Origin of the sequence: Shewanella sp. 10N.286.51.B2, assembly GCF_041469265.1 — a bacterium.
Lineage (GTDB): Bacteria > Pseudomonadota > Gammaproteobacteria > Enterobacterales > Shewanellaceae > Shewanella.
In genome coordinates this window covers 36691-56760 of record NZ_JBFRKH010000007.1, presented here as the reverse complement: position 1 = coordinate 56760, position 20070 = coordinate 36691, and the positions used below count along the sequence as shown (strand labels likewise).

The window sequence follows — 20070 nt, the reverse complement described above, 5'->3', positions numbered from 1 at the left end:
TTTAATGATTTGAGTAACGCAACCCCGACCTTGGTATAACTCTGGATAGCTTGACCAATGTTAGTAACTACCTGACACTCTATGCTAACCAAATACCCTACCAAGTATGGATAATAAAAAATGCTAATTTTCTTTATTTGTATTGCGATGTTAGTCCTCGCTTATAAATTCTACAGCCCTTTTGTTGAGCGCCAAGCGGGCATTGACCCAAATGCAAAAACACCTCAAACACGTTTTGACGATGGGGTTGATTACGTCAAAGTTCATCCCGTTAGAGCGTACCTTATTCAATTTTTAAACGTTGCTGGTGTCGGGCCAATCTTTGGTCCTATCCTGGGGGCATTATACGGTCCAATCGCCTTAGTGTGGATTGTATTGGGTAATATTATTGGCGGCGCGGTGCATGATTACTTCTCTGGAGTTATGAGCATCAAAGAAGACGGTAAAAGCTTACCTGAAATCGCCGGTCACTATTTTAATGTGTACTTTAAAGGGGTGATGTTGGTATTCACTGCGATGTTATTGTTCTTCGTTGGTGTGGTGTTCATTATGAGTCCTGCGGGACTGTTAAGTAACTTAGAGTTATTTGAAGGTACCATCTTGGCTAACAATACCTTTTGGGTATTGGTTATTTTAGGCTATTACTTCTTAGCGACACTGTTACCCATTGATAAAATTATCACTAAATTGTACCCATTATTTGGTCTACTCATGATTGTGATGACAGTATCAATTGCAGTGGCACTGCTTATCAGTGCGCCGCAATTGCCCGAGGTTGCAGATATTTTTGCTTATTTTGACCATAGCCATTACAACAATGATTTACTGGAGCCAAATCCTGATGGTTTACCAGTATGGCCGTTATTATTTGTCACCATAACTTGTGGTGCCATTAGTGGTTTCCATTCTACTCAAGCCCCTATTATGGCTCGCTGTTTAACCAATGAAAAATATGTTCGCCCAGTTTATTATGGCGCAATGATGTCTGAAGGTATTGTTGCTTGCGTATGGGCAACAGCAGGTATTGCGGCTTTCCCTGGTGGATATGTTGAGCTTAAGAGTATTCTTGATGCGGGTGGGCCTGGCCTTGTAGTGAACCAAGTTGCGAGCACTTATCTTGGCGTTGCTGGTGGTATTATGGCGATTATTGCTGTAGCAATTTTCCCGATAACCTCAGGGGATACCGCGTTCCGTTCATTACGTTTGACCATCATTGATGCGTTTAAAATCCCGCAAAGTATGCGTAACCGTTTGCTATTAGCCATTCCAATTCTGGTGATTGCATACTTTATGACTAAGATTGATTTCTCATTAATCTGGCGCTATTTTGCCTTCTCCAACATGTTACTTTCAACCAGTGTACTGTGGTTGGCAACTAAGTACTTATTTAACCGTGGTACTTTCCATTGGATTGTGAGTTTACCTGCAATCGTCGGTACTTCTATCACAGTCTCTTATATTATGACTGCGGGTGTTGGCCTTGGTTTACCACAAGAGTTAAGCCAGCCAGTGGGTATCGCTGTTGGGATTATATGTTTAGTAGGGCTGATTATTGCCCACAGTAAACGTAAAGTCGCGCACGCTTAATAGGCTCTGATATCGGCTAATTCTGCAATGATTTAAACGATAGATGATAACAATTAGGTGATCGCAGTTAAGCAATCACATAAAAGATGTTATTTAAGCCCCAAAAACCGATGTATGCATCGGTTTTTTTATGCCTAAATTGGGTCGTACAGCAAGTTAAAAAGCCAGCTTAGAAGTCAGTTGATGATCAGTAATAGCGATTAGCCATTCTATTCACTGAGTGTGGTCAATTTGACGTATCCCAAAAAATGAAGGGCAAGGTAGATGCTGCTATCATGCCCTTTATTAAGGCTAGCTGCGGTTAGGTTTATTCATCTTTATTGATAATCGGATTACACACACCTGTGCCCGTTAATGCAATATGGTTGAGGTTGTTTTTAATCACTTTAGAACCAACATTGAATGAGGTTTCAGGTCGACTGATGAGGTAACCTTGCACACAATGAATGCCCAGTTTTTTGATTAATTCAAATTGAGAGGCCACTTCAACGCCTTCAGCAACCACTTTTAAATCAAGGGTTTTCCCCAAGTTACTAATCGAATCTAAAATCTTTTCGTATTTAGGGTTAATAGTAGCTTGGTCAATAAACAGCTTATCAATTTTGATCACATCAACGGGTAAATTAGCCAATGTTGAAAGGGAGCTAAAGCCAGTGCCAAAATCATCGATGGCAATTAATACCCCTTGGCGGCGTAGTTTTTGTAAATCATTAATAATAGTGTCAGATGCATGGATTAAACATGATTCTGTTATTTCCAATAATAATGCTCTAGCTGGTAAGCCTGTTTTCGCTAAGGTGTCCATAATCCAGTCGTATAACGGCACATGCTTTAATTGCACCCCTGAGATATTCACTGAAATTCGGACTTTATTCATGCCGGCATTGTGCCAAGCTGACATTTGGCGACAGGCTTCAAATAAAATCCAGTTACCCAGTTCAATGATCAAGTTTGAGTCTTCTGCGATTGGGATAAATTCAGTTGGGGTGATTGGGCCTTCAATAGGGTGATTCCAACGGACTAAGCATTCGAAGTAATCGATACTGCAGTCATCAACGCTGACAATCGGTTGAAATGATAAGCTGAAATTTTGGCTGGCAATGGCTAAACGCATTTCTTCGAGTAGGTAGTGATAGCGGCGAATTTTATTACCCATTTCTGGCGAATAGACACGAAAAATACCGCGGCCATCGGCTTTGGCGCGGTACATGGCCACATCGGCCATTTGTAATAGTGTATTGGGGTTTGATGCGCTGTCAGGGTAGCTAGCAATGCCAATGCTAGCACCAATTTTTATGATTTTATTACCAAGTACGAAATCTCGTTCAACTTCTTGTAGCACGTTTTTAGCGACTTCCACTGCACGGTTGTCATCGTCAATGTGATCAATAAAAATAGAGAATTCATCACCGCCTAAGCGGGATAGATTTAGCTCTAAATTTACCCCAGAGCCGATATAGCTAAGGTCATGGTTTCTGATCACTGTGGATAATCGATTGGCAACTTGAATGAGCACCTCATCGCCAAAGCTGTGGCCAAAGGAGTCATTAACCTGTTTAAATCCATCTAAGTCTATGAATAGTAAGGCTTGTTTGGTGCCATCTTTTTGGGCGCGTTGTAACTGTTTTTCTAAGTGTTCAAGGTAGGCATGGCGATCGACAAGACCGGTGAGCTTGTCTTGAAATATAGTTAACTGGGTATCAATATTTTGTTGTTTTACATGCCTATTTAACTCATTTAATGCCACGCTAATGTGTGACAGAGTATTGTTAGTGTGATTGTTTGGCTGCTTTATTTTGAAGGTCGCTAACAATTTATCGGTTTCATTACTGATAAATTCAAGTGATGCACTGTTCTTCTTATCAGAACTGGCTTTGATATAAAAAGGGATAAAGCAGGCAAATAGAAACATGAGTAGTAATGGCACATTACTGAACATCATCATAGCGCCAAACACGTCTGTGACCTTGACTACGGTGAGTTCATTGTCATCCCGAGCCAGTACCGCAAAGTAATGCTGCCCAGATTTCACGATATCATTTTCTAAAAACAGCCACTTTTCCCAATTGGAATTAGTATCTATGACATTGGCAGGTGCAATCTTAATTACGTTGTGGTGAAAATTTTCAGTATGAATAGCATCGATACCCTGGCTAAAACTTAACACCAGTAATACGTTCATCATCATCAAAAAGCTAATTAACATGAATACGAACTTTGAAATTTTAGTCATAAAGAGTCTTAGTAAAGTGTGCCGATTGAAAATCGTATGATGTTCGCATTTTGTTTACGGTAGTTAGCAATTTTGTTTCAATGATGTAGCGGCTGAATTATAAGCTCATTAATACGGGGATACAAGATTTTTTGGGTTATCGAATTGTTAAAAAGTGCAATAAATATAATGTGTTACGAATGTAACAAAGCTTTTTCTGTGGACGAGGGAAGCGTCTTAACCAGATTTGTAACTGGCTTTAAATTGGCTTTTTTTACAGTGCAATAAGGTGAAGTAATAATATGAATTAGCATTATATTCGGCACTATAGCCAATTGGCTTTGACCCGTCAGTTATTTGCCCAACATAGATGGCACAAAAGTATTAAGGTAATAGCGCTGCTTCGGTTAACTTTATCGCGTCACTGTTACAAAAATCCCACCGCCCATTAATGGCGATAGGATTTATTAATCGGCGAGGCATGGTCTAGGTAGTTACACCTTGTCTAGCTCAGTTGTAATTGCCAGTTACCATTTCTTATAAGGTAAAAATTTACCATTCATGGTCACTAATACGCGATCGCCTTTGGGATCTTCAATTTTATCAATGTTTAAACTAAAATCGATTGCGCTCATTATCCCGTCACCAAATTTTTCATGGATCACAGCTTTCATCGGCATACCATACACCTGCATGATCTCGTAAAAGCGATACACCAATGGATCGGTAGGCACTGTCGGGCCTAAGCCTTTAAGTTGGGAGTTGGTTAGTGGCATCATTTGCTCTGCTTCGATACCTAAGGCTTGTGCAATTTGAATTGCTTCAGCTTCAGATGCACAGGCTTGGCCGTAGCATAATGCCGCCACCCAGACCTCATCTCGGCCCACCATCTGACCTATATCATTGAAGGTGAGTTTTTGTGCTTTTTTGGCAGCTAAAATCGTTTTACTTAGGGTGTTGATTTCCATAGTGCAGCTCCAGTTTAAGTGACATAGTTAAGGTAAAGTTAATTAGCACATCAGCGAAATATTAATAGCAAGATGATGAGACTTAAGATTGCACAAATCCCTTGCCAGAACTTAACAGGCTCGCGCTCGATAAGTGGGGCACGGGTTTTATTTAAAAAAGCTTGAGTGGGATGACGCAAGTCGTATAAGTATTCTGATAATTCACTGTAGCGTTTATAAGGATTAGGATGGAGCGCTTTTTTTAACGCATCATCAATCCAGGCCGGGATGTCGCGCTCATCATCCAATACTGATTGATATACCAAGCGGTTTTGCGCCGCTTTGGTCCTTGCTTGGGACATCTTACCGTCGAAGGGTAATTTGCCGCTGAGCATTTGATAGGTGATCACCGCCAGTGAAAAGTTATCAGCCATATGGGTGATAACTTCACCTACAAAGTATTCGGGGGCGGTATACTGCACTGTGCCGAGAATATCGGCATGTACGATTGGGGATGATATTTCAGCAAGACCAGCTACTTTGGTGGCGCCAAAATCTATGATTTTTACCATGCCATTAATGTCAATCATGATGTTTTCAGGGCGTAAATCTTGATGGATCATTTCTTGCCGATGAAAAGCCCGCAAGCCTTTAGCTATTTGCTCGACAATATCACGCACGGTTTCAATAGCGGGTTGTGGATTATCTAACATCCACTGGCTCAGGGTAATGCCTTCGATGTATTCCATGGCTACATAGAGATAATTACGCTGTTTAGTGGGCGGACAAGGCTTAAGGATATGGGCATTATTTAGCCTTCTGGCAATCCACTCTTCCATTAAAAATCGTTCAAGATAAGCAGGATCACCTTGTAAATCTATTGATGGTGTTTTAATGACAACTTTTTCTAGGTTGTCGATATCCATGGCCAAGTACACATGGCTGCGACTGCTATGGTGCAAAGCCCTGAGGATTTGATAGCCGTCAAAATTCATTCTGGCATCAAGAATAGGTGGAAAAGGTTGTTCGGTGAGTTTTTGTAAAGCTTCATCAGCGCTTTGCAGCGGCAAGTCATCAATGCGGATAATTTGAATGGTTAAATTGTCTTGGCTGCCATTGGCCAGTGCAACCTCTGCAATGACTTGGGCGGCAATATCTAAGGCTTGATGATGTAATTTTATTAATGAGTTAATTTCGTCTTCGGAAATAAATTCATAAATGCCATCGGTTGTTAAGATAAAAGTATCACCGAGTTCTAGTGCCTTAGCATCATAATCGATTTCTAAGAAGGGGCTGATACCTAGGCCGCGATTAAGGTAGCTTTTATGAGCGTTTATCCACAGGCGGTGATCTTCAGTAAGCTGAGTTATTTCATTATCCCGCAACCGATAAATGCGGCTATCACCAATATGAAATATATGGGCAGTGGTCGATTTGAAGACCATCGCGCTTAAAGTGCATACATAACCACGATCGTTATCAAATCGATGTTCACTTTTTTGGGATTGGGAATAGAGCCAAGAGTTTGTGGCGGTTAGCACCTGAGCGGCGGACTTTTTAACCGACCAAGATTCTGGCGTGCAACTATAGTCATCTAAAAAGCCCCTTACGCTAGCTTCACTGGCAATTTGGCTCACATCACTACTACTGATCCCATCAGCAATGGCAATAGCAATGCCCTTAGAGGTCAATAGTGGTTGCTTTGGGATCGTGGCGCCATGAAAATCTTGATTGATTTCCTTAATGCCTTTGTTGGAATATTGGCCTATTGAAACGGTGAGCTTTCGAGTCATATATTTTCTTATTAAGCTAAAAGTAATGGCTCATCAGCGCCAATCATAAATACTTGCTTTTAAGTGCAACTAACATTCCAAAACGTGGCCAGTGCGCAATGTTAACTCAGTCAAAAGGCTAACAAGTTATAGCGTTGCAGCATTACTATTGCCTAGCGGTAACTAAGTTAAACCAATGAAAGTCTGTGATGGCGCTCAGTTGGTCGTTTGCTTTGTTACGTAATGGTGCAGTGCGAATAATTAACGCACTTAAATAGATCGAAATAGCGGCTGTGACTGGCTTATTGGCTTTGGGGTTAAAACATTATCCATTAGCAATAGTTAATTTAACGGGCTGTGTTTTATATAACGGTTTATATCTTTAAAATCAGTATAATTATACTTAAGCTAATTAACTGTGGAACACGCTGTGCTTACAAAAATACTGGTAACCTTGTTAGTGATCGTCGCTTGTGTGCTGTACATACGCAGCGGTCGTGGCACAAAGAAAAAGCCGGCTTTAGTGTCAATGGGCAGTGATTCTTCACCGCTATTTTCAAAGTTGATTATTTATCCGATGATCGCCGTTTCGATGCTAGTAACTGCAGCCTTTTGGGGCTGGTCATGGTATGACGATAATAAAATTGTGCAAGTGACCATTTCATCGCCTGTTGAAGCGATGTCGGCAACTTATTATGTGCGCAAAAAAGACATTGAAGCGCAGCGTATTACCACTGTGGATGGCATTCAAATTCGCTTATCTAACCAAGAGCGTATAACGGTAGCGGCACCTACTACGAAGTGATTTTCAGCTCGACTCGATGAACAAGTTATTTAGTTTTTCGTTTGCCATTGCAAACAAAACCTCATAAAGCATTTGAGTAGTGGGATTTGGTATTTGTCTTTATGTACTAGCAATCAGAAACAAATGGGCAGCATTACTGCCGCTGCAATACCTTATTGATATCAAGGCTGAACACTTGATTGCCATTGCAAACAAAACCTCATAAATCTTTTGAGCAGTGGATTTTGGTATTTGTCTTTATGTACTAGCAATCAGAAACAAATGGGCAGTATTACTGCCGCTGCAATACCTTATTGATATCAAAGCTGAACACTTGATTGCCATTGCAAACAAAACGTCATAAATCTTTTGAGTAGTGGGCTTTGGTATTTGTCTTTATGTACTAGCAATCAGAAACAAATGGGCGGCATTACTGCCGCTGCAATACCTTATTGATATCAAAGCTGAACACTTGATTGCCATTGCAAACAAAACGTCATAAATCTTTTGAGTAGTGGGCTTTGGTATTTGTCTTTATGTACCAGCAGCCAAAAGCTGCGCGGCATTTCAATTGGTTGTTTGAGTAAACTAACTCGACCACTTTCTATAGCATATTGCGCGGCTAAGGTGGATAAGCAACCTAAGCCCAGCCCTGCTGAGACACTGCTAATTAACGCCTCTGTGGTATTAAGCTCAAAGGCCAGTTGCCAGTGTTTAAGTTGTGGTGCCAGCGTATTGATAAAGCATTCTCGCGATCCGGAACCTGGCTCTCTTAACACCCAATCATGATTGTCTAAATCGTTAATAGTTACCTTTTCAAGCTTAGCTAGAGGGTGCTCAGAAGCACTAATAACACACATGTTATCGGCACTGAAGGGCACAGAGAGGAGATCTGGGTGGTAATTATCTCGTTCAATTAAGGCGACATCTAGTTCAAAATCAAGCAGTTTTTGGCAAATAGTGGCGGAGTTTGAAATGAATAAACTTTGGCTGAAGTGTTGCTGTTGCTGGCGAAACTGGCTCAGTAAATAAGGGCTAACATGGTTGCCTATGGTGTCACTACTACCAAGCCTGAGTTTACCGCTATTGGCGTGCTCATCATCAAAGAGGGTATTGATTTGCTGGGCGCGATCCAGTAATTCATCGGCCAAAGGCAGCAGTTTTTGACCTTCTTGATTAAGGATAAGTCGATTATTTACGCGATCAAATAGTGGCTGTCCTAAGTGTTTTTCAAGCTCTGCTAGCCCCATGCTTACCGCCGCTTTTGATAAGTATAGTTTTTCAGCTGCTGCAGTTAAGGTGTTGTGCTGAGTAATAGCGTTAAATACATTGAGCTGCCGCAAAGATATCAGTATCGCCATGGTGTTATCATCCCCGCTTTTCATGGTTATCATTAGCGCTGACTTAGGTTTAACGCCAGTTTGCTTTTATTGTCAGTTGTTTTGTTGATGGCCTAATTATACGTTCAATTAAACTTAACGCATGTTTTAAATAATTGGATATATCTGAACAATTAGCAAGAGTAATATCAACTCAAGCTAAAAAGTTGAAACTCTTTTATTGCAATCTCTTTGATTGCTAACAAAGGGGTTTATCCGAGAGTTAAGTTGAGGCCACCATGATAAACATCGCTAAAGCTAAATTAATGACCGCTCCAACCCCTATGGCAGGCTTAGCATTGGCGATTGCTAGCTTAGGTTGGTGCTGGGAGAATCTCGCCGATTTTCAGGGTTATGGTCAATGGGGCAGCGCTGCTATTGCGAGCCTATTATTACTGGTGTTAACGCTGAAGTTTTTATTGCTGTCTCATACCTTAAAGGCAGATTTAGCGCACCCTGTGGTTGGCAGTGTAGTACCGACCTTTGCCATGGCCACCATGGTAGTATCTAACTCAGTTGGGCATTTTTACCCTCAAGTCGGTGATGCTTTATGGTTATTTGCAGTAGGGCTTCATATCGTATTTTTGATTAGCTTTTTATATCACCGCGCTAAAGCATTTGAGCTACATCATATGGTGCCAAGTTGGTTTGTGCCGCCGGTGGGGATTATCGTGGCCGATGTGTCTTTTTCAGGTAACCCGCAATTGACATTAATCGCCCATATCGCCTTGGTATTTGGCATGCTTGCCTATGCCTTGATGCTGCCGGTGATGATTTATCGTTTGATATTTACCCATGAAGTGCCTGATGCGGCTAAACCGACCATGGCAATTTTAGCGGCGCCAGCAAGCTTATCACTAGCGGGTTATTTAACGGTAACGGCTACGCCATCACCCATTATCATTGCCTTATTATTTGGCATTGCAGTGCTGATGACCAGTATTATTTATTTAGCCTTCTTTAAGTTACTAACCCTCCCTTTTAGCCCTGGCTATGCCGCGTTTACTTTCCCTATGGTCATAGGCGCGACAGCATTATTTAAAATGATCAGCTGGATGCAAAGCATTAATATGGCTGAGCAATACATTCAGCAAGTGCGGATACTGGCTATTATAGAATTATCGATAGCCACCGTGGTAGTGGTGTATGTGGCCGCGTGCTATTTACACTTTTACCAACCCCGAAGGGCAAAATCCGCGCAAGTTTAGCGCGGCTTAATGGTTAATGTGTGCTCAATAGTTTGTGGCAATAATGGCGTAGCTTGATTATTAACATATTGCTGATAGCCACTACGATAATAAGGCGATAACGGGTGGCCAGATTGCCCACCAGGAATGCTCATGATGGCATCTTGCTCATTGCCCGGTTGTACAATAAATCGCTGTGAGGCGCCAAATGAGGCACCTTGCACCGCTGGCATAAAGCTGTCGCCATAACCTTGTGCAGCAGGCATATCTAACCAATGGCTCAGTAAGGGCATCTGTTTTGAAAATGGGTGCTTAATGTCGAGCTTATTTACCTCACCCCAGCGTAAATCAGCTAGCTGATTATCTTGACTGTGCTGTTTAAGTAAGGCGGTTTTAGCCTGTTTGTAGGCGCTGATGGCAAATTCATCCCAACTTTGGAATTGCTTAGGTAGCCAGCTTTTAGGCTGCTGATTGATCAGTTGCCACATAGGCGTTTCTAAATAGCGCTTAATCACAGCTAAGCTGCTGCCTTGGCTTGTTAGATTAGTTTCAATCGGCGCAAAGCTTTGATCTATCATGGCGGCGCGAAAATGTTTTACTAAGCTATAGCCCACCGAGTCTGCACAGGCACAATCGCCCCATTGATTGATGAACTTAACATCTTCAGCGAACCGTTTGGGTTGTTGGCTTAGCAGATTAAGTAGGTATTGCTGCCAAGGCTGTAAAAATCGTGCTTGATTATCTAGCTGCAAATTAAAAAAATCAGTTTCAGTAAATTGCTCTTGCTCATGTAATCTGTCCCGAATTTGCGTAGCGCGGGCCCCAAGAGCATAGCCGCCATCACCGAATTGGGCTAAATCTTGGGTGGAGAGCACCCGTGAATTAGCGGTCCAAATACGATGGCTGAGTGGGTTAATGACACTTGGGACATTGGGTTGGGGTTGCTGCCAAGCTTGGGTTTGCACTTCAGTTGTTGTTTGAGCGACATTGGCAGGATTACTACGACTTGGTAGCGCGCCAGCTATCTTCCAGCCCGCGTTACCTTGGCTGTCTGCTAACAACATATTTTGTGCTGGAATACCGATACTGCTGGCTAATGCCATGGCTTGATCGACTGTGGTTGTTTGCTCTAGTTCAATTAAGCCCATATTAACCGCATAGTCTTGATGGGCGACCCATGATAGTGCGTAGTTTTTATCATTAACGGTTTTTACCGGGCCATATTCACTGACTTGTACTGTATGCATCACTTCTGAGCTGGGCAGTTTAATCGGCTCATATTCAAGCGCTATTTCAGTGTTGGCGTCAATTTCAACCCAGTCAGCGGTGTCCACATAACTGTTGGTAAATCCCCAAGCGAGCTTGCCATTAGAGCCCACAACAATGGTTGGCGCGCCGGGTAATGAGACGCCAGTTATTTGCGCCGATGGATTGGTATTATTTGGGACATTATTGGTTTTAGCATCGCTAATGCTGGGGTAATTTAATTGCGCTCGATACCAGATAATAGGTACGGCAAACGATAAGTGCATATCATCAGATAACATTGCCCGGCCAGACTTGGTAAGCTCTCCGGTCACTGCCCAGTTATTGCTGCCGACCTCTAATGGGGCGGTGATTGTGCTGCTGTTTGCTTGAGCCAAAAGCTGGGGCTCAAGTGTTGGGATATCGCCGTCAAAGTAGGGGATTTGGCTATCATCAAGAGCTGCCTGATGGTGGCTTGTTTGGGTTAAAAATGCCAGCATATCGGGGCCAAAGGTCTGTTTTATTTGGGTTAAGGCCATATCTCGCTTAATGGTATTGCCTTGTAAATCAAGATACATACTAAATATGACCAATAAGCTGTCGGTTTCATGCCATGGTTGAGGACTTGATTGGGTGAGTAGGTATTCAAATGAGGACAGAGTTTGCGCCTTCAGTGCGGCATTTACCCCTTTAGTGTAAACCCTAAGGGTTTGCTTTTCTTTTGTGGTTAAGCCATCAAATATCATTTGTGCCCGTTTGCGTAGCTGATGAAAGCGGCGGTTTTTATCGCGCTCAAGTGCCTTTTCACCAAATATTTCAGCCAGTTCACCTGCGGCATTGCGTCGTAATAAGTCCATTTGAAAAAAGCGGTCTTGGCTGTGGGCATAGCCAAGGGCATAAGAGGCATCAAGGCGGTTGCTGGCGCTGATAATCGCCGTGCCGAGTTCATCACGTTCAATGGTGACAGGCGCTGTTATATCTTGGCTATTAAAGCTTGTATTTAAGCTGGGCATACTTAGGCGCAATACACTATAAATGGCTAATAACACCAGCATGATCAGTACGACTAGGCTGGTGAGCGTGTATTTGGTGACGTTAGATTGCAACACCTTGGTAAAGCTAATAGACATGGTTATGACCCTAAAGAATATTCGAGTCTATGATAACCAAGGTTACTAGTTTGTTAACAGCATTTTATTGCTTATAGCAAAATAACTTAACGTTATAAAATAGCGTTTATAAATTAGGGTTAGTTAATCATTGCTGATTAATTTTGGCTTTAAATTTAGCGCGAGTTTCTTGATTGGCTTTACTGTACCAATAATCGAGCATTTCAGTGATTTCTGCCTGATCTTGAGCAATTGTCTTAGGTGTCATCACTGTCGGAGCTAATGCTGGCGCAGCCGCGACAGTGGCAGGTGCTGCTGTGGTCGTTGACGCAGGAGTTATCGTTGCTGTCGAGGTTATTGTTGGTGCAGCAGTTAACGCTGGCTTAGTCGCGAGATTGGCGTTATCGACACTTAGCGGCGTAAAGCTCATGGCGGCAGGTTTATTGCTAAGGTTGTACTGGCTGAGCTCAAGCTCAAAATCGCGGCCTAATTGCAGCCCATCTTTTAGGAGTAAATCTTGTATAAACTCCACAGGTAGACCTTGGCTATTGGTAAGGGTTAATTGGGGCGATTTATTAAAGCTATTGGCGGCATTTCGATTGCGTATGCTTGGCAGTTTAAGGCGATAGGTATCATTACTGGCGCTAAACTTTACGATCACCGCTTCAGATTTAAATTGCGTTTGCATGCCGCTATCACGGTAATTAACCTGATAGCGAAATAGCAGCTGATTGTCACCTTCAACCAAAGTCACTTCATCAGTATCCAATTGTTGGCCATTCAATAGCAATACATCAACACTACTAGGAATATCTAATACGCTAGCGGCAAAGCTTGCAGGGCTGGTGATGACGACGAGGAGTCCGATGATAAGTGGATGTAATTTCATGGTGTTCTCATTATGGCTAGAAGTGGGTATGGTCACTATTGGCATTGAATGATGCTGAGCGAGCAGTGACTATTTGTTCAAAACAATGCTTAATCGTTCCATTAAGTTATAGCAAAGCTCGCCTGAGTTACAACTTAGGCATAACTAACTTTTAGGAATTTGATAATCAAAAAACTTGCGATGTTCAGGGCCTGCTAAGTTGGTATTCACTTTATTAGGGTGCTTATATTCGCCCCAGCTTGCCACATGGGTGCCAACATTAAGCTGTGGAAACTCAGCAGTGGGGCTGTCATGTATACCAATGAAGTTGAGTAAAGTTTGCAGGCTATTGTTATCGCTAAGTTTTATCGATAGAAAGTCATCTCGATGCTTAAAGTAATGGTAAACAGCTTGTTGATGCGCAAGGTAGCAAGCTTTTAAACGCGCTTCATCTAGCAGATTATCAGCGTCTAACGGGCCAAAAGTTTGTTTGAAACAGCGCTTAAGGATCGGATGGAAGGTGCCGGTTTTATCGGCAAGGTTTGGCCTCATTTTTGTGAGCAGCATTTGTATTGACGCAACCCAAGTGTCGATAGGTCGGTCGATGTAGACAAATTTGGCATCGGGAAATAACTGATCTAACTGTGGGTAATCACAAAAACAGGGCACATCTGAAACCACATCGGCCACTTCAAAAGCGCGTTTGGTTAAACCGATATGGGCGACTTTTAATCCCTGTTCAAGTAAGGCAGCACTCACGCTGGTGGTGCCAGTTCTGGGCAAACCAATGATAAACACTTTGGACATGATTGCTCTCGATTAATACTCAAGAAACAATGATGTTAGGCTTGGGTATGGTGAGTTAAATGTGCGCCGAAAACGCAATAAACTAAGGTGGCTCCTTAGGTGCGGTACAAAATTTTTATCACATGCCAACCGAACTTGGTTTTAACTAAATGGGGGGTAATAAGCTCACCAGTAAAACAGACTCTATCGAATTGTGGTACCATTTGACCTTTTTTAAATTCACCTAAGTTACCGCCACTTTTTCCTGAAGGGCACGATGAATATTTTCTTGCTAGCACATCAAATTTAGCGCCATTATCAAGTTGCTTGATTAAGTCTTCTGCTTGGGTTTTGTGTTTAACTAATATGTGCAGTGCTGCAGCGGTTCTGGCCATGGGGACTCTCCAATCAATAATGGCCAGATTATACCTTGTTTAATGGCAAAATTTGAATCGAATTTAATCGCCCGAGTTTGACTCTGATTTTTAGTTGAATTGATGGTATAACAGCTAGCTTAGTCCCTTTAAAACAGATGAGTGATACATGCCTCAACGACTCAGCAGCCCGTTAGTGGATCAGCCATTAGCCCGTAAGCAAGTGCAATTGTTTTACGTTTACGACCCTATGTGCAGTTGGTGCTGGGGATATCGCCCCACTTGGCTGGCATTAGCTGAGCAAATCAAGCTGCAGTTGCCTCAGGTGCAACTGACATACCTGTTAGGCGGCTTAGCCCCAGACTCCGATGTGCCAATGCCACTAGAAATGCAGCAATTTTTAGCTAACACCTGGCAAAAAATAGCGACGCAGCTAGGAACCCAATTTAATTTTGATTTTTGGCGTCAATGCAAGCCAAGGCGTTCGACTTATCCCGCCTGTCGGGCTTGCCTTGTGGCAAGGCACTATGGTTTAGAGCAGCAAATGCTGTTTGCCATTCAACAAGGCTATTATTTGCAGGCGCAAAACCCCTCAGATGACAGCACACTCATTGCATTCGCAAGCCAACTGGGTATTGATGAAGCAGACTTTAGGGCGAAATTAACCTCCAGTGCCACGCAGCAGCAATTACTGTCTGAGCTTAATGTTGCTCAGTCTTTACCTAATGAGGGTTTTCCGTCACTGGTATTGGCGATTGATCAGCAAAGCTATTGTGTTCCATTGGATTATAAAGACGTTAATGTCAGTCTAAAAGCGATTAACAAGCTGTTAGCTGAGTAACTATCAGTTATTTTTGGTTAATGACAGGCGCAAAAAAACCAGTTGCAAGGCAACTGGTTTTTATTGCTCTTTATAGAGCGCTTACACTTGATTAACTAGTTTGACCAAATCTGGATTATGGACAATCTACATCAAGACTAAGTTAGTTATTCTACTGTGTGACAATCAGCACAATCAGTAATAGTTAGATCTGATGTGTGTAAATCAGTATCTAATTCGTGATGGTCAGTAAAACCATGACAATCATCACAAGTTGCGATGGTTGCTTCCATTTCTGTATGCTCTTCAACATTAATAGTATTGTGACAATCAACACAATCAACAGCAAAAGCAGAACCTGCAAACATAAGTGCAGCAATCATAGCTAAATATTTCATAGTAACTCCATCATCAGTTAAGGGGCTTTATCGCCCATGTTAAGTACCAAATATTATGGTCTTAACAAACCGCGCTTACTCAATGAACCAATATCTTAATGAAAATAAATCCGTTACTTTAAAACTAAGAACACTGAAAATTGGATAGCACATTTTAATTTGTCTTTGTAAAACAACTTAAGTTGCGTTACTTAAAGACCATCTTATCGATTTATGCTAATTGAAACTCAAAATTGGCTGCAAAGCTACCGTTTTACATTTTCTAGCGGAGTTAATTTTCAAGGTTGTGATCTGCTTAATAAAATTATAGAAAATTAAAATGTGTTAACCCTATCCGAGTTCAGAATTAACAGGGGGAAATTTTTGGAGAAAGCGGCTTAATCATTTAGGCGCGATAGATCTTAATCCATTTATCTGGTAGTGGATTAAGTAATGGCTGGAGCTGCGAAACATCATGATAAAGCCAGTTGTTAATCTCGGTAGACGGAATAAACAATGGCATGCGGTGGTGATACTGAGCGCATTTATCATTAGGGTTAATGGTAAGTGTAACCAGTTGATTTTCTTCAGGGTACAGTATGCCAGCCATAAACAATGGCTTATTAGCTGCGTGACTGAAGCGATACTTTTGTTTTTTAGTCTGGCGTTCATCGCGCCACTCAAACCAAGCACTACAAGGGATGATACAGCGCTGCTGTTTAAAGGCATTGGCAAAGGTTGCTTTGTCGGCCGCGGTTTCTCCTTGGGCATTAATAATGATTTTTTTAGACCAATTAGGTTTTATCCCCCAAAGGCTATTTATGACAGTTAAAGGCGGAATATTTGCCGAGTGACTTATTGTTGCAATTGCAGTGCTACTAGGGTCTGCGGCATTTATTGATGGGGTTGTTTCAGGGCAAGTACGAGTGATGCAGGTAACAGTATCTGTTGGGCGTAAATCAAGGTTTGTTTGTATCGACAGTGGCATATCAAACAAGTCATCAAGTGTTTGCTTCATGCCATCAAATAGCATTTCAATTCTGCCACACATCATTTCGGCCCCTTTTTATTTCCATTCACTTAAAGTAGCATTTTTTCCCATGAGTTTGACTAATGATTTGTGTCGAGTAGCTTTGAAAATTTGATTAAATAGCATTCTCGACTTTAAAAATTCAAACGAGCGTATAAATTTTTTAAAAATTTTTTGCTTCAGCGCACACGTGTAAGTTTATGAAATGCTGGTATTATTTTTTAAATGTTACTTTGTTGTTGTAATTATTGGGTTTATTTTTAATTAGAATGTTTGATCTAATTTAATTTTTGTGACGTAATGCACACTATTAGTCTGGTCTGATGAGTGTAAAACTATGAGCTTAAGAACAACATTTAAAAAAGTATTGCCAAGTATTTCGACGACAGAACAAGAAGCGTTAGATGCCGGAGATGTTTGGTTAGAAGGGTCTATTTATCAGGGCATTCCTGATTTTGCCGCCTTACGTGACATTCCTGGGGCAACGCTGTCAGCTGATGAGCAAGCTTTCCTCGATGGCCCGGTGCAAACATTAATCGAAATGGTTGATGATTTTGAGATTCAAAATGGTAAACACTTACCAGACAATATTCTTACTTACTTAAAAGAGAACAAATTCTTCTCTTTAATTATTCCTAAGTCTTACGGTGGACTTGAGTTTAGCCCTTATGCTAACTCAACTATCGTAGCGACCATTGCTGCTAAAAGTTCTGCGGTTGCTGTTACGGTCATGGTGCCTAACTCTTTAGGTCCTGGCGAGTTATTAATGCACTACGGTTTAGATAGCCAACGTGACTTTTGGTTGCCTCGTTTAGCTAACGGCCAAGAAATTCCATGTTTTGCGTTAACAAGCCCTGAAGCGGGTTCTGATGCTGGTGGTATTCCTGATATTGGTACCGTCACCATGGGTGAGTACCAAGGCGAGCAAGTACTGGGTTTATCAGTAACTTGGGATAAGCGTTATATCACCTTAGCGCCAATCGCTACGGTACTCGGTTTAGCGTTTAAAGTTGAAGATCCACAAGGTTTATTAGGTGGCAAAGAACAGCTTGGTATTACTTGTGCGCTTATTCCTAAGGCGCACCCTGGTGTGCAATTAGGTAACCGTCATGATCCTATGGGCTGTCGTTTTTATAACGGTACTACCCGTGGTGAGAATGTGTTTATTCCAATGGACTTTATTATTGGTGGTCAAAGCAACATAGGTCGCGGCTGGCAAATGCTGGTTAGCTGTTTAGGCGCAGGTCGGGGTATTTCTCTGCCGGCTTTAGGTGTTTCAGTTAGCCAATGTTCATTTAAGTCTTCTGCTGAATATGCCGCTGTGCGTGAACAGTTTGGTTTATCAATTGGTAAGTTTGAAGGTATTCAAGAAAAGCTTGCAGATATTGCCGGTAAAACTTACTTGCAAGAGGCGATGCGAGTGCTAACCACTGAAGGATTAGGTTTAGGCTTAAAACCTTCTGTAGTAACAGCTATTGCTAAGTATCACATGACAGAGCTTGGACGTGATGTTCTTGATTCTGCTATGGATATTCAAGCTGGTAAAGCGATTCAACGTGGACCACAAAATACCTTAGCATCAGGTTATGTGGCGCAACCTATTGCAATTACCGTTGAAGGTGCCAACATTCTAACCCGTAACTTGATGATTTTTGGTCAAGGGGTGATGCGTTGTCATCCTCACTTACAAAGTATGGTTGAATCAATTCATAGTGATGCAAGTGATGCTGATAAAACCTTTAACCGTATTTTCAGACAAACCGTAGGTTACAGTGTTGGTAATAGTTTACGCGCATTCAAATTAGGCGTATTGCCATTTACTGCTCCAGCTTCATCTGCATTGCCTGAAGTTATTGGTTACGAAAAATCAGTACACAAGCTTGCATCTAAACTGGCTGTTTATGCTGACTTCTCGTTGCTTGTATTAGGCGGCAAGCTTAAACAGGCTGAAATGATCTCAGCACGTTTAGGTGATGTAATGAGTTACCTTTATGCGGCGATGGCATCGATTCGTTTTTACGAGCAAAAAGTGTCAGCAGATGAGCGCACGCAAGCTAAGCCATACTTTGATTACGCAACTCGTTGGGCGCTATGTAAAGCTGAAGAAGCACTACTAGGCTTCCTAGAGAACTTCCCATCTAAGCCGACTCGTCAGTTCATGCGTTTAATCACCATGACTTACTCAGCTAAAATGCCAAAAGTGAATGATGATTTGGTCAGAGAGCTTGCCCATCAAGCCCAGCTTGATACCACATTTAAAAAGCAGTTAACTCATTTAATTAAGCCTGTTGCTGGTGATGGTAACTACATTAATGAGCAAGCTTACTTAGCTAAAATGGCATGTTTACCTATGCTAGCTAAAGTGAAAAAGGCCCTTAAACAGCGTGTATTTAAAGCTGGGGTTCGTTTCTCGTTAACACTGGATGCCGCGCTTGAAGCTAAGGTTATTACAGCCGATGAGCATAAGCAGCTGCAAGATTACAACTTAAAGCGTGAACGTGCGATCCGAGTTGATGAGTTTGATTTTGATATGAACATAATTACCGATAAAGCGGATTTAAAAATCGCTAACTAATATCGCTAAAATCAGCCTTGTTTAGGATGTTAAAAGCCGCTTTTAAGCGGCTTTTTTGCGTTTAGGGCTTATGTTGGCAAGATTAATGTTTGATTAATTGTCGATTAAATTGTAACCGGCTCACAATTTTGTATTAAAGCTGTATTTTAAGCGCGTCTTAATCATCAAAGTTTGATCTTAGTTCGTTTTTTGCTCAGCGCTAGGGCGTATAAATTAATGATGGTCACTAACTTTGTGGAGGAATAATGACTCGTGCTTATAACAGCAAATTGGCGTTAATACTCAAGGTGACTTTTATTTACTTGCTGCCCAGTGTTGGTCATGGTGCTGAGGCCATTGTAGGCGGCGTTGTGGGTTATGCCGATTATAGCGCTTCTTCTGTGGGGCTTTATGATACTCAAGAAAGTGGCATTAATTACCAATATCGAAGTAGCATTAAACTTAACCCCAGTAATCGACTCTATGGCGCTTATTCCTATAACTCTGATGATATGAATCAACATGAAGGGATTTTAGTGTCCTATGACAAACTATTTTCTATTGACGATGCACATCATATCAATTGGTTTATTGGGGCATCGGCGGGATTAAGTGGTAACCAAATTCAACTCACCAATTTAGATAGCAGTTATCAAGACAGCAGTAGCAGTTACGTTTTTGGTGGTCAAACAGGGCTATTGTTTGATTTAGGCCATGACTTTAGTTCTGAACTTGGTTTTCGCTATTTAAAACATAACTTCAGTTCCAGTGCTGGTAACGACAACAGTTTGTCATTGTCCCTAAATGATAGCGAGCAAGTGTATTTTGGCATTGATTTTCGTTTCTAGTCCTAGGGAAAATTTACGCTTGAAAAAGTTGGATAGAAAAAAGCCCGCTCAATACTCAATTGTTCGGGCTTTTTTATGTGGTGAAATCAACTTAGCAAGGTATTAGCTATTACTTTATCATTAAATAACGGGATTAATTTGCTGCTGAAGATGTGAATAGCTTGTAAACACGCCTGTGGTTAGGCATGTTA

16 protein-coding genes are annotated in these 20070 nt (G+C 41.7%); 6 read left to right on the top strand and 10 right to left on the bottom strand.

Annotation, left to right across the window (positions count from 1 at the left end):
- The first annotated feature begins 120 nt into the window (after positions 1-120).
- On the top strand, positions 121-1587 hold the full coding sequence (locus AB4140_RS01445; protein WP_102439041.1) for a carbon starvation protein A: 1467 nt from the start codon (positions 121-123) through the stop codon (positions 1585-1587).
- 307 nt (positions 1588-1894) lie between these two features.
- Here the strand turns inward: AB4140_RS01445 and AB4140_RS01440 are convergent, their stop codons facing one another.
- From AB4140_RS01440 to AB4140_RS01430, 3 genes are all read right to left on the bottom strand, one after another.
- On the bottom strand, positions 1895-3820 hold the full coding sequence (locus tag AB4140_RS01440; RefSeq protein ID WP_241901124.1) for a bifunctional diguanylate cyclase/phosphodiesterase: 1926 nt from the start codon (positions 3818-3820) through the stop codon (positions 1895-1897).
- Between the two features lie 506 nt (positions 3821-4326).
- Complete coding sequence (cynS, locus tag AB4140_RS01435) at positions 4327-4767, bottom strand: cyanase (protein WP_102439039.1); 441 nt, start codon at positions 4765-4767, stop codon at positions 4327-4329.
- Between the two features lie 50 nt (positions 4768-4817).
- Complete coding sequence (locus AB4140_RS01430) at positions 4818-6539, bottom strand: bifunctional protein-serine/threonine kinase/phosphatase (RefSeq protein WP_102439037.1); 1722 nt, start codon at positions 6537-6539, stop codon at positions 4818-4820.
- 409 nt (positions 6540-6948) lie between these two features.
- On the opposite strand from AB4140_RS01430, the gene AB4140_RS01425 reads away from it, so the two are divergent.
- Positions 6949-7323 carry a hypothetical protein gene (locus AB4140_RS01425; protein WP_102520808.1) on the top strand — a complete coding sequence of 125 codons (375 nt, stop codon included), beginning with the start codon at positions 6949-6951 and terminating at the stop codon, positions 7321-7323.
- A 437-nt stretch (positions 7324-7760) separates the two neighbouring features.
- On the opposite strand, the gene AB4140_RS01420 is transcribed toward AB4140_RS01425, so the two are convergent.
- Positions 7761-8687 (bottom strand): LysR substrate-binding domain-containing protein, encoded by a 927-nt coding sequence (locus tag AB4140_RS01420; RefSeq protein WP_371999485.1) that lies wholly within the window; start codon positions 8685-8687, stop codon positions 7761-7763.
- A gap of 233 nt (positions 8688-8920) precedes the next feature.
- Here AB4140_RS01420 and AB4140_RS01415 point away from each other — a divergent pair, with 233 nt between their 5' ends.
- Positions 8921-9889: a TDT family transporter gene (locus tag AB4140_RS01415; protein ID WP_102477072.1), complete on the top strand. Its 969-nt coding sequence runs from the start codon at positions 8921-8923 to the stop codon at positions 9887-9889.
- Here the strand turns inward: AB4140_RS01415 and AB4140_RS01410 are convergent.
- The 4 genes from AB4140_RS01410 to AB4140_RS01395 form a co-directional block, all read right to left on the bottom strand.
- Positions 9886-12243: a penicillin acylase family protein gene (locus tag AB4140_RS01410; protein ID WP_371999483.1), complete on the bottom strand. Its 2358-nt coding sequence runs from the start codon at positions 12241-12243 to the stop codon at positions 9886-9888. The genes AB4140_RS01415 and AB4140_RS01410 overlap by 4 nt on opposite strands.
- 127 nt (positions 12244-12370) lie before the next feature.
- Positions 12371-13111 (bottom strand): DUF2057 family protein, encoded by a 741-nt coding sequence (locus AB4140_RS01405; RefSeq protein WP_371999481.1) that lies wholly within the window; start codon positions 13109-13111, stop codon positions 12371-12373.
- 144 nt (positions 13112-13255) lie between these two features.
- Positions 13256-13897, bottom strand: coding sequence for a sulfotransferase family protein (locus AB4140_RS01400; protein ID WP_102439029.1), 642 nt, complete (start codon positions 13895-13897; stop codon positions 13256-13258).
- Between the two features lie 95 nt (positions 13898-13992).
- Positions 13993-14271 (bottom strand): peptidylprolyl isomerase, encoded by a 279-nt coding sequence (locus AB4140_RS01395; RefSeq protein WP_371999479.1) that lies wholly within the window; start codon positions 14269-14271, stop codon positions 13993-13995.
- Positions 14272-14419: 148 nt separating this feature from the next.
- Here AB4140_RS01395 and AB4140_RS01390 point away from each other — a divergent pair, with 148 nt between their 5' ends.
- Positions 14420-15091, top strand: a complete 672-nt coding sequence (locus AB4140_RS01390; RefSeq protein ID WP_102477075.1) for a DsbA family protein — start codon at positions 14420-14422, stop codon at positions 15089-15091.
- A gap of 146 nt (positions 15092-15237) precedes the next feature.
- Here AB4140_RS01390 and AB4140_RS01385 read toward each other — a convergent pair whose 3' ends face one another.
- Positions 15238-15468, bottom strand: a complete 231-nt coding sequence (locus tag AB4140_RS01385) for a hypothetical protein (protein ID WP_303502836.1) — start codon at positions 15466-15468, stop codon at positions 15238-15240.
- Between the two features lie 385 nt (positions 15469-15853).
- Entirely contained in the window at positions 15854-16501 is a 648-nt protein-coding gene (locus AB4140_RS01380; RefSeq protein WP_371999476.1) for an SOS response-associated peptidase family protein, read from the bottom strand.
- Between the two features lie 313 nt (positions 16502-16814).
- Here AB4140_RS01380 and AB4140_RS01375 point away from each other — a divergent pair, with 313 nt between their 5' ends.
- Together AB4140_RS01375 and AB4140_RS01370 are read left to right on the top strand one after the other, a co-directional pair.
- On the top strand, positions 16815-19052 hold the full coding sequence (locus AB4140_RS01375; RefSeq protein WP_102439019.1) for an acyl-CoA dehydrogenase: 2238 nt from the start codon (positions 16815-16817) through the stop codon (positions 19050-19052).
- A 245-nt stretch (positions 19053-19297) separates the two neighbouring features.
- Entirely contained in the window at positions 19298-19879 is a 582-nt protein-coding gene (locus tag AB4140_RS01370) for a hypothetical protein (RefSeq protein WP_371999474.1), read from the top strand.
- The last annotated feature ends 191 nt before the right edge of the window (positions 19880-20070 follow it).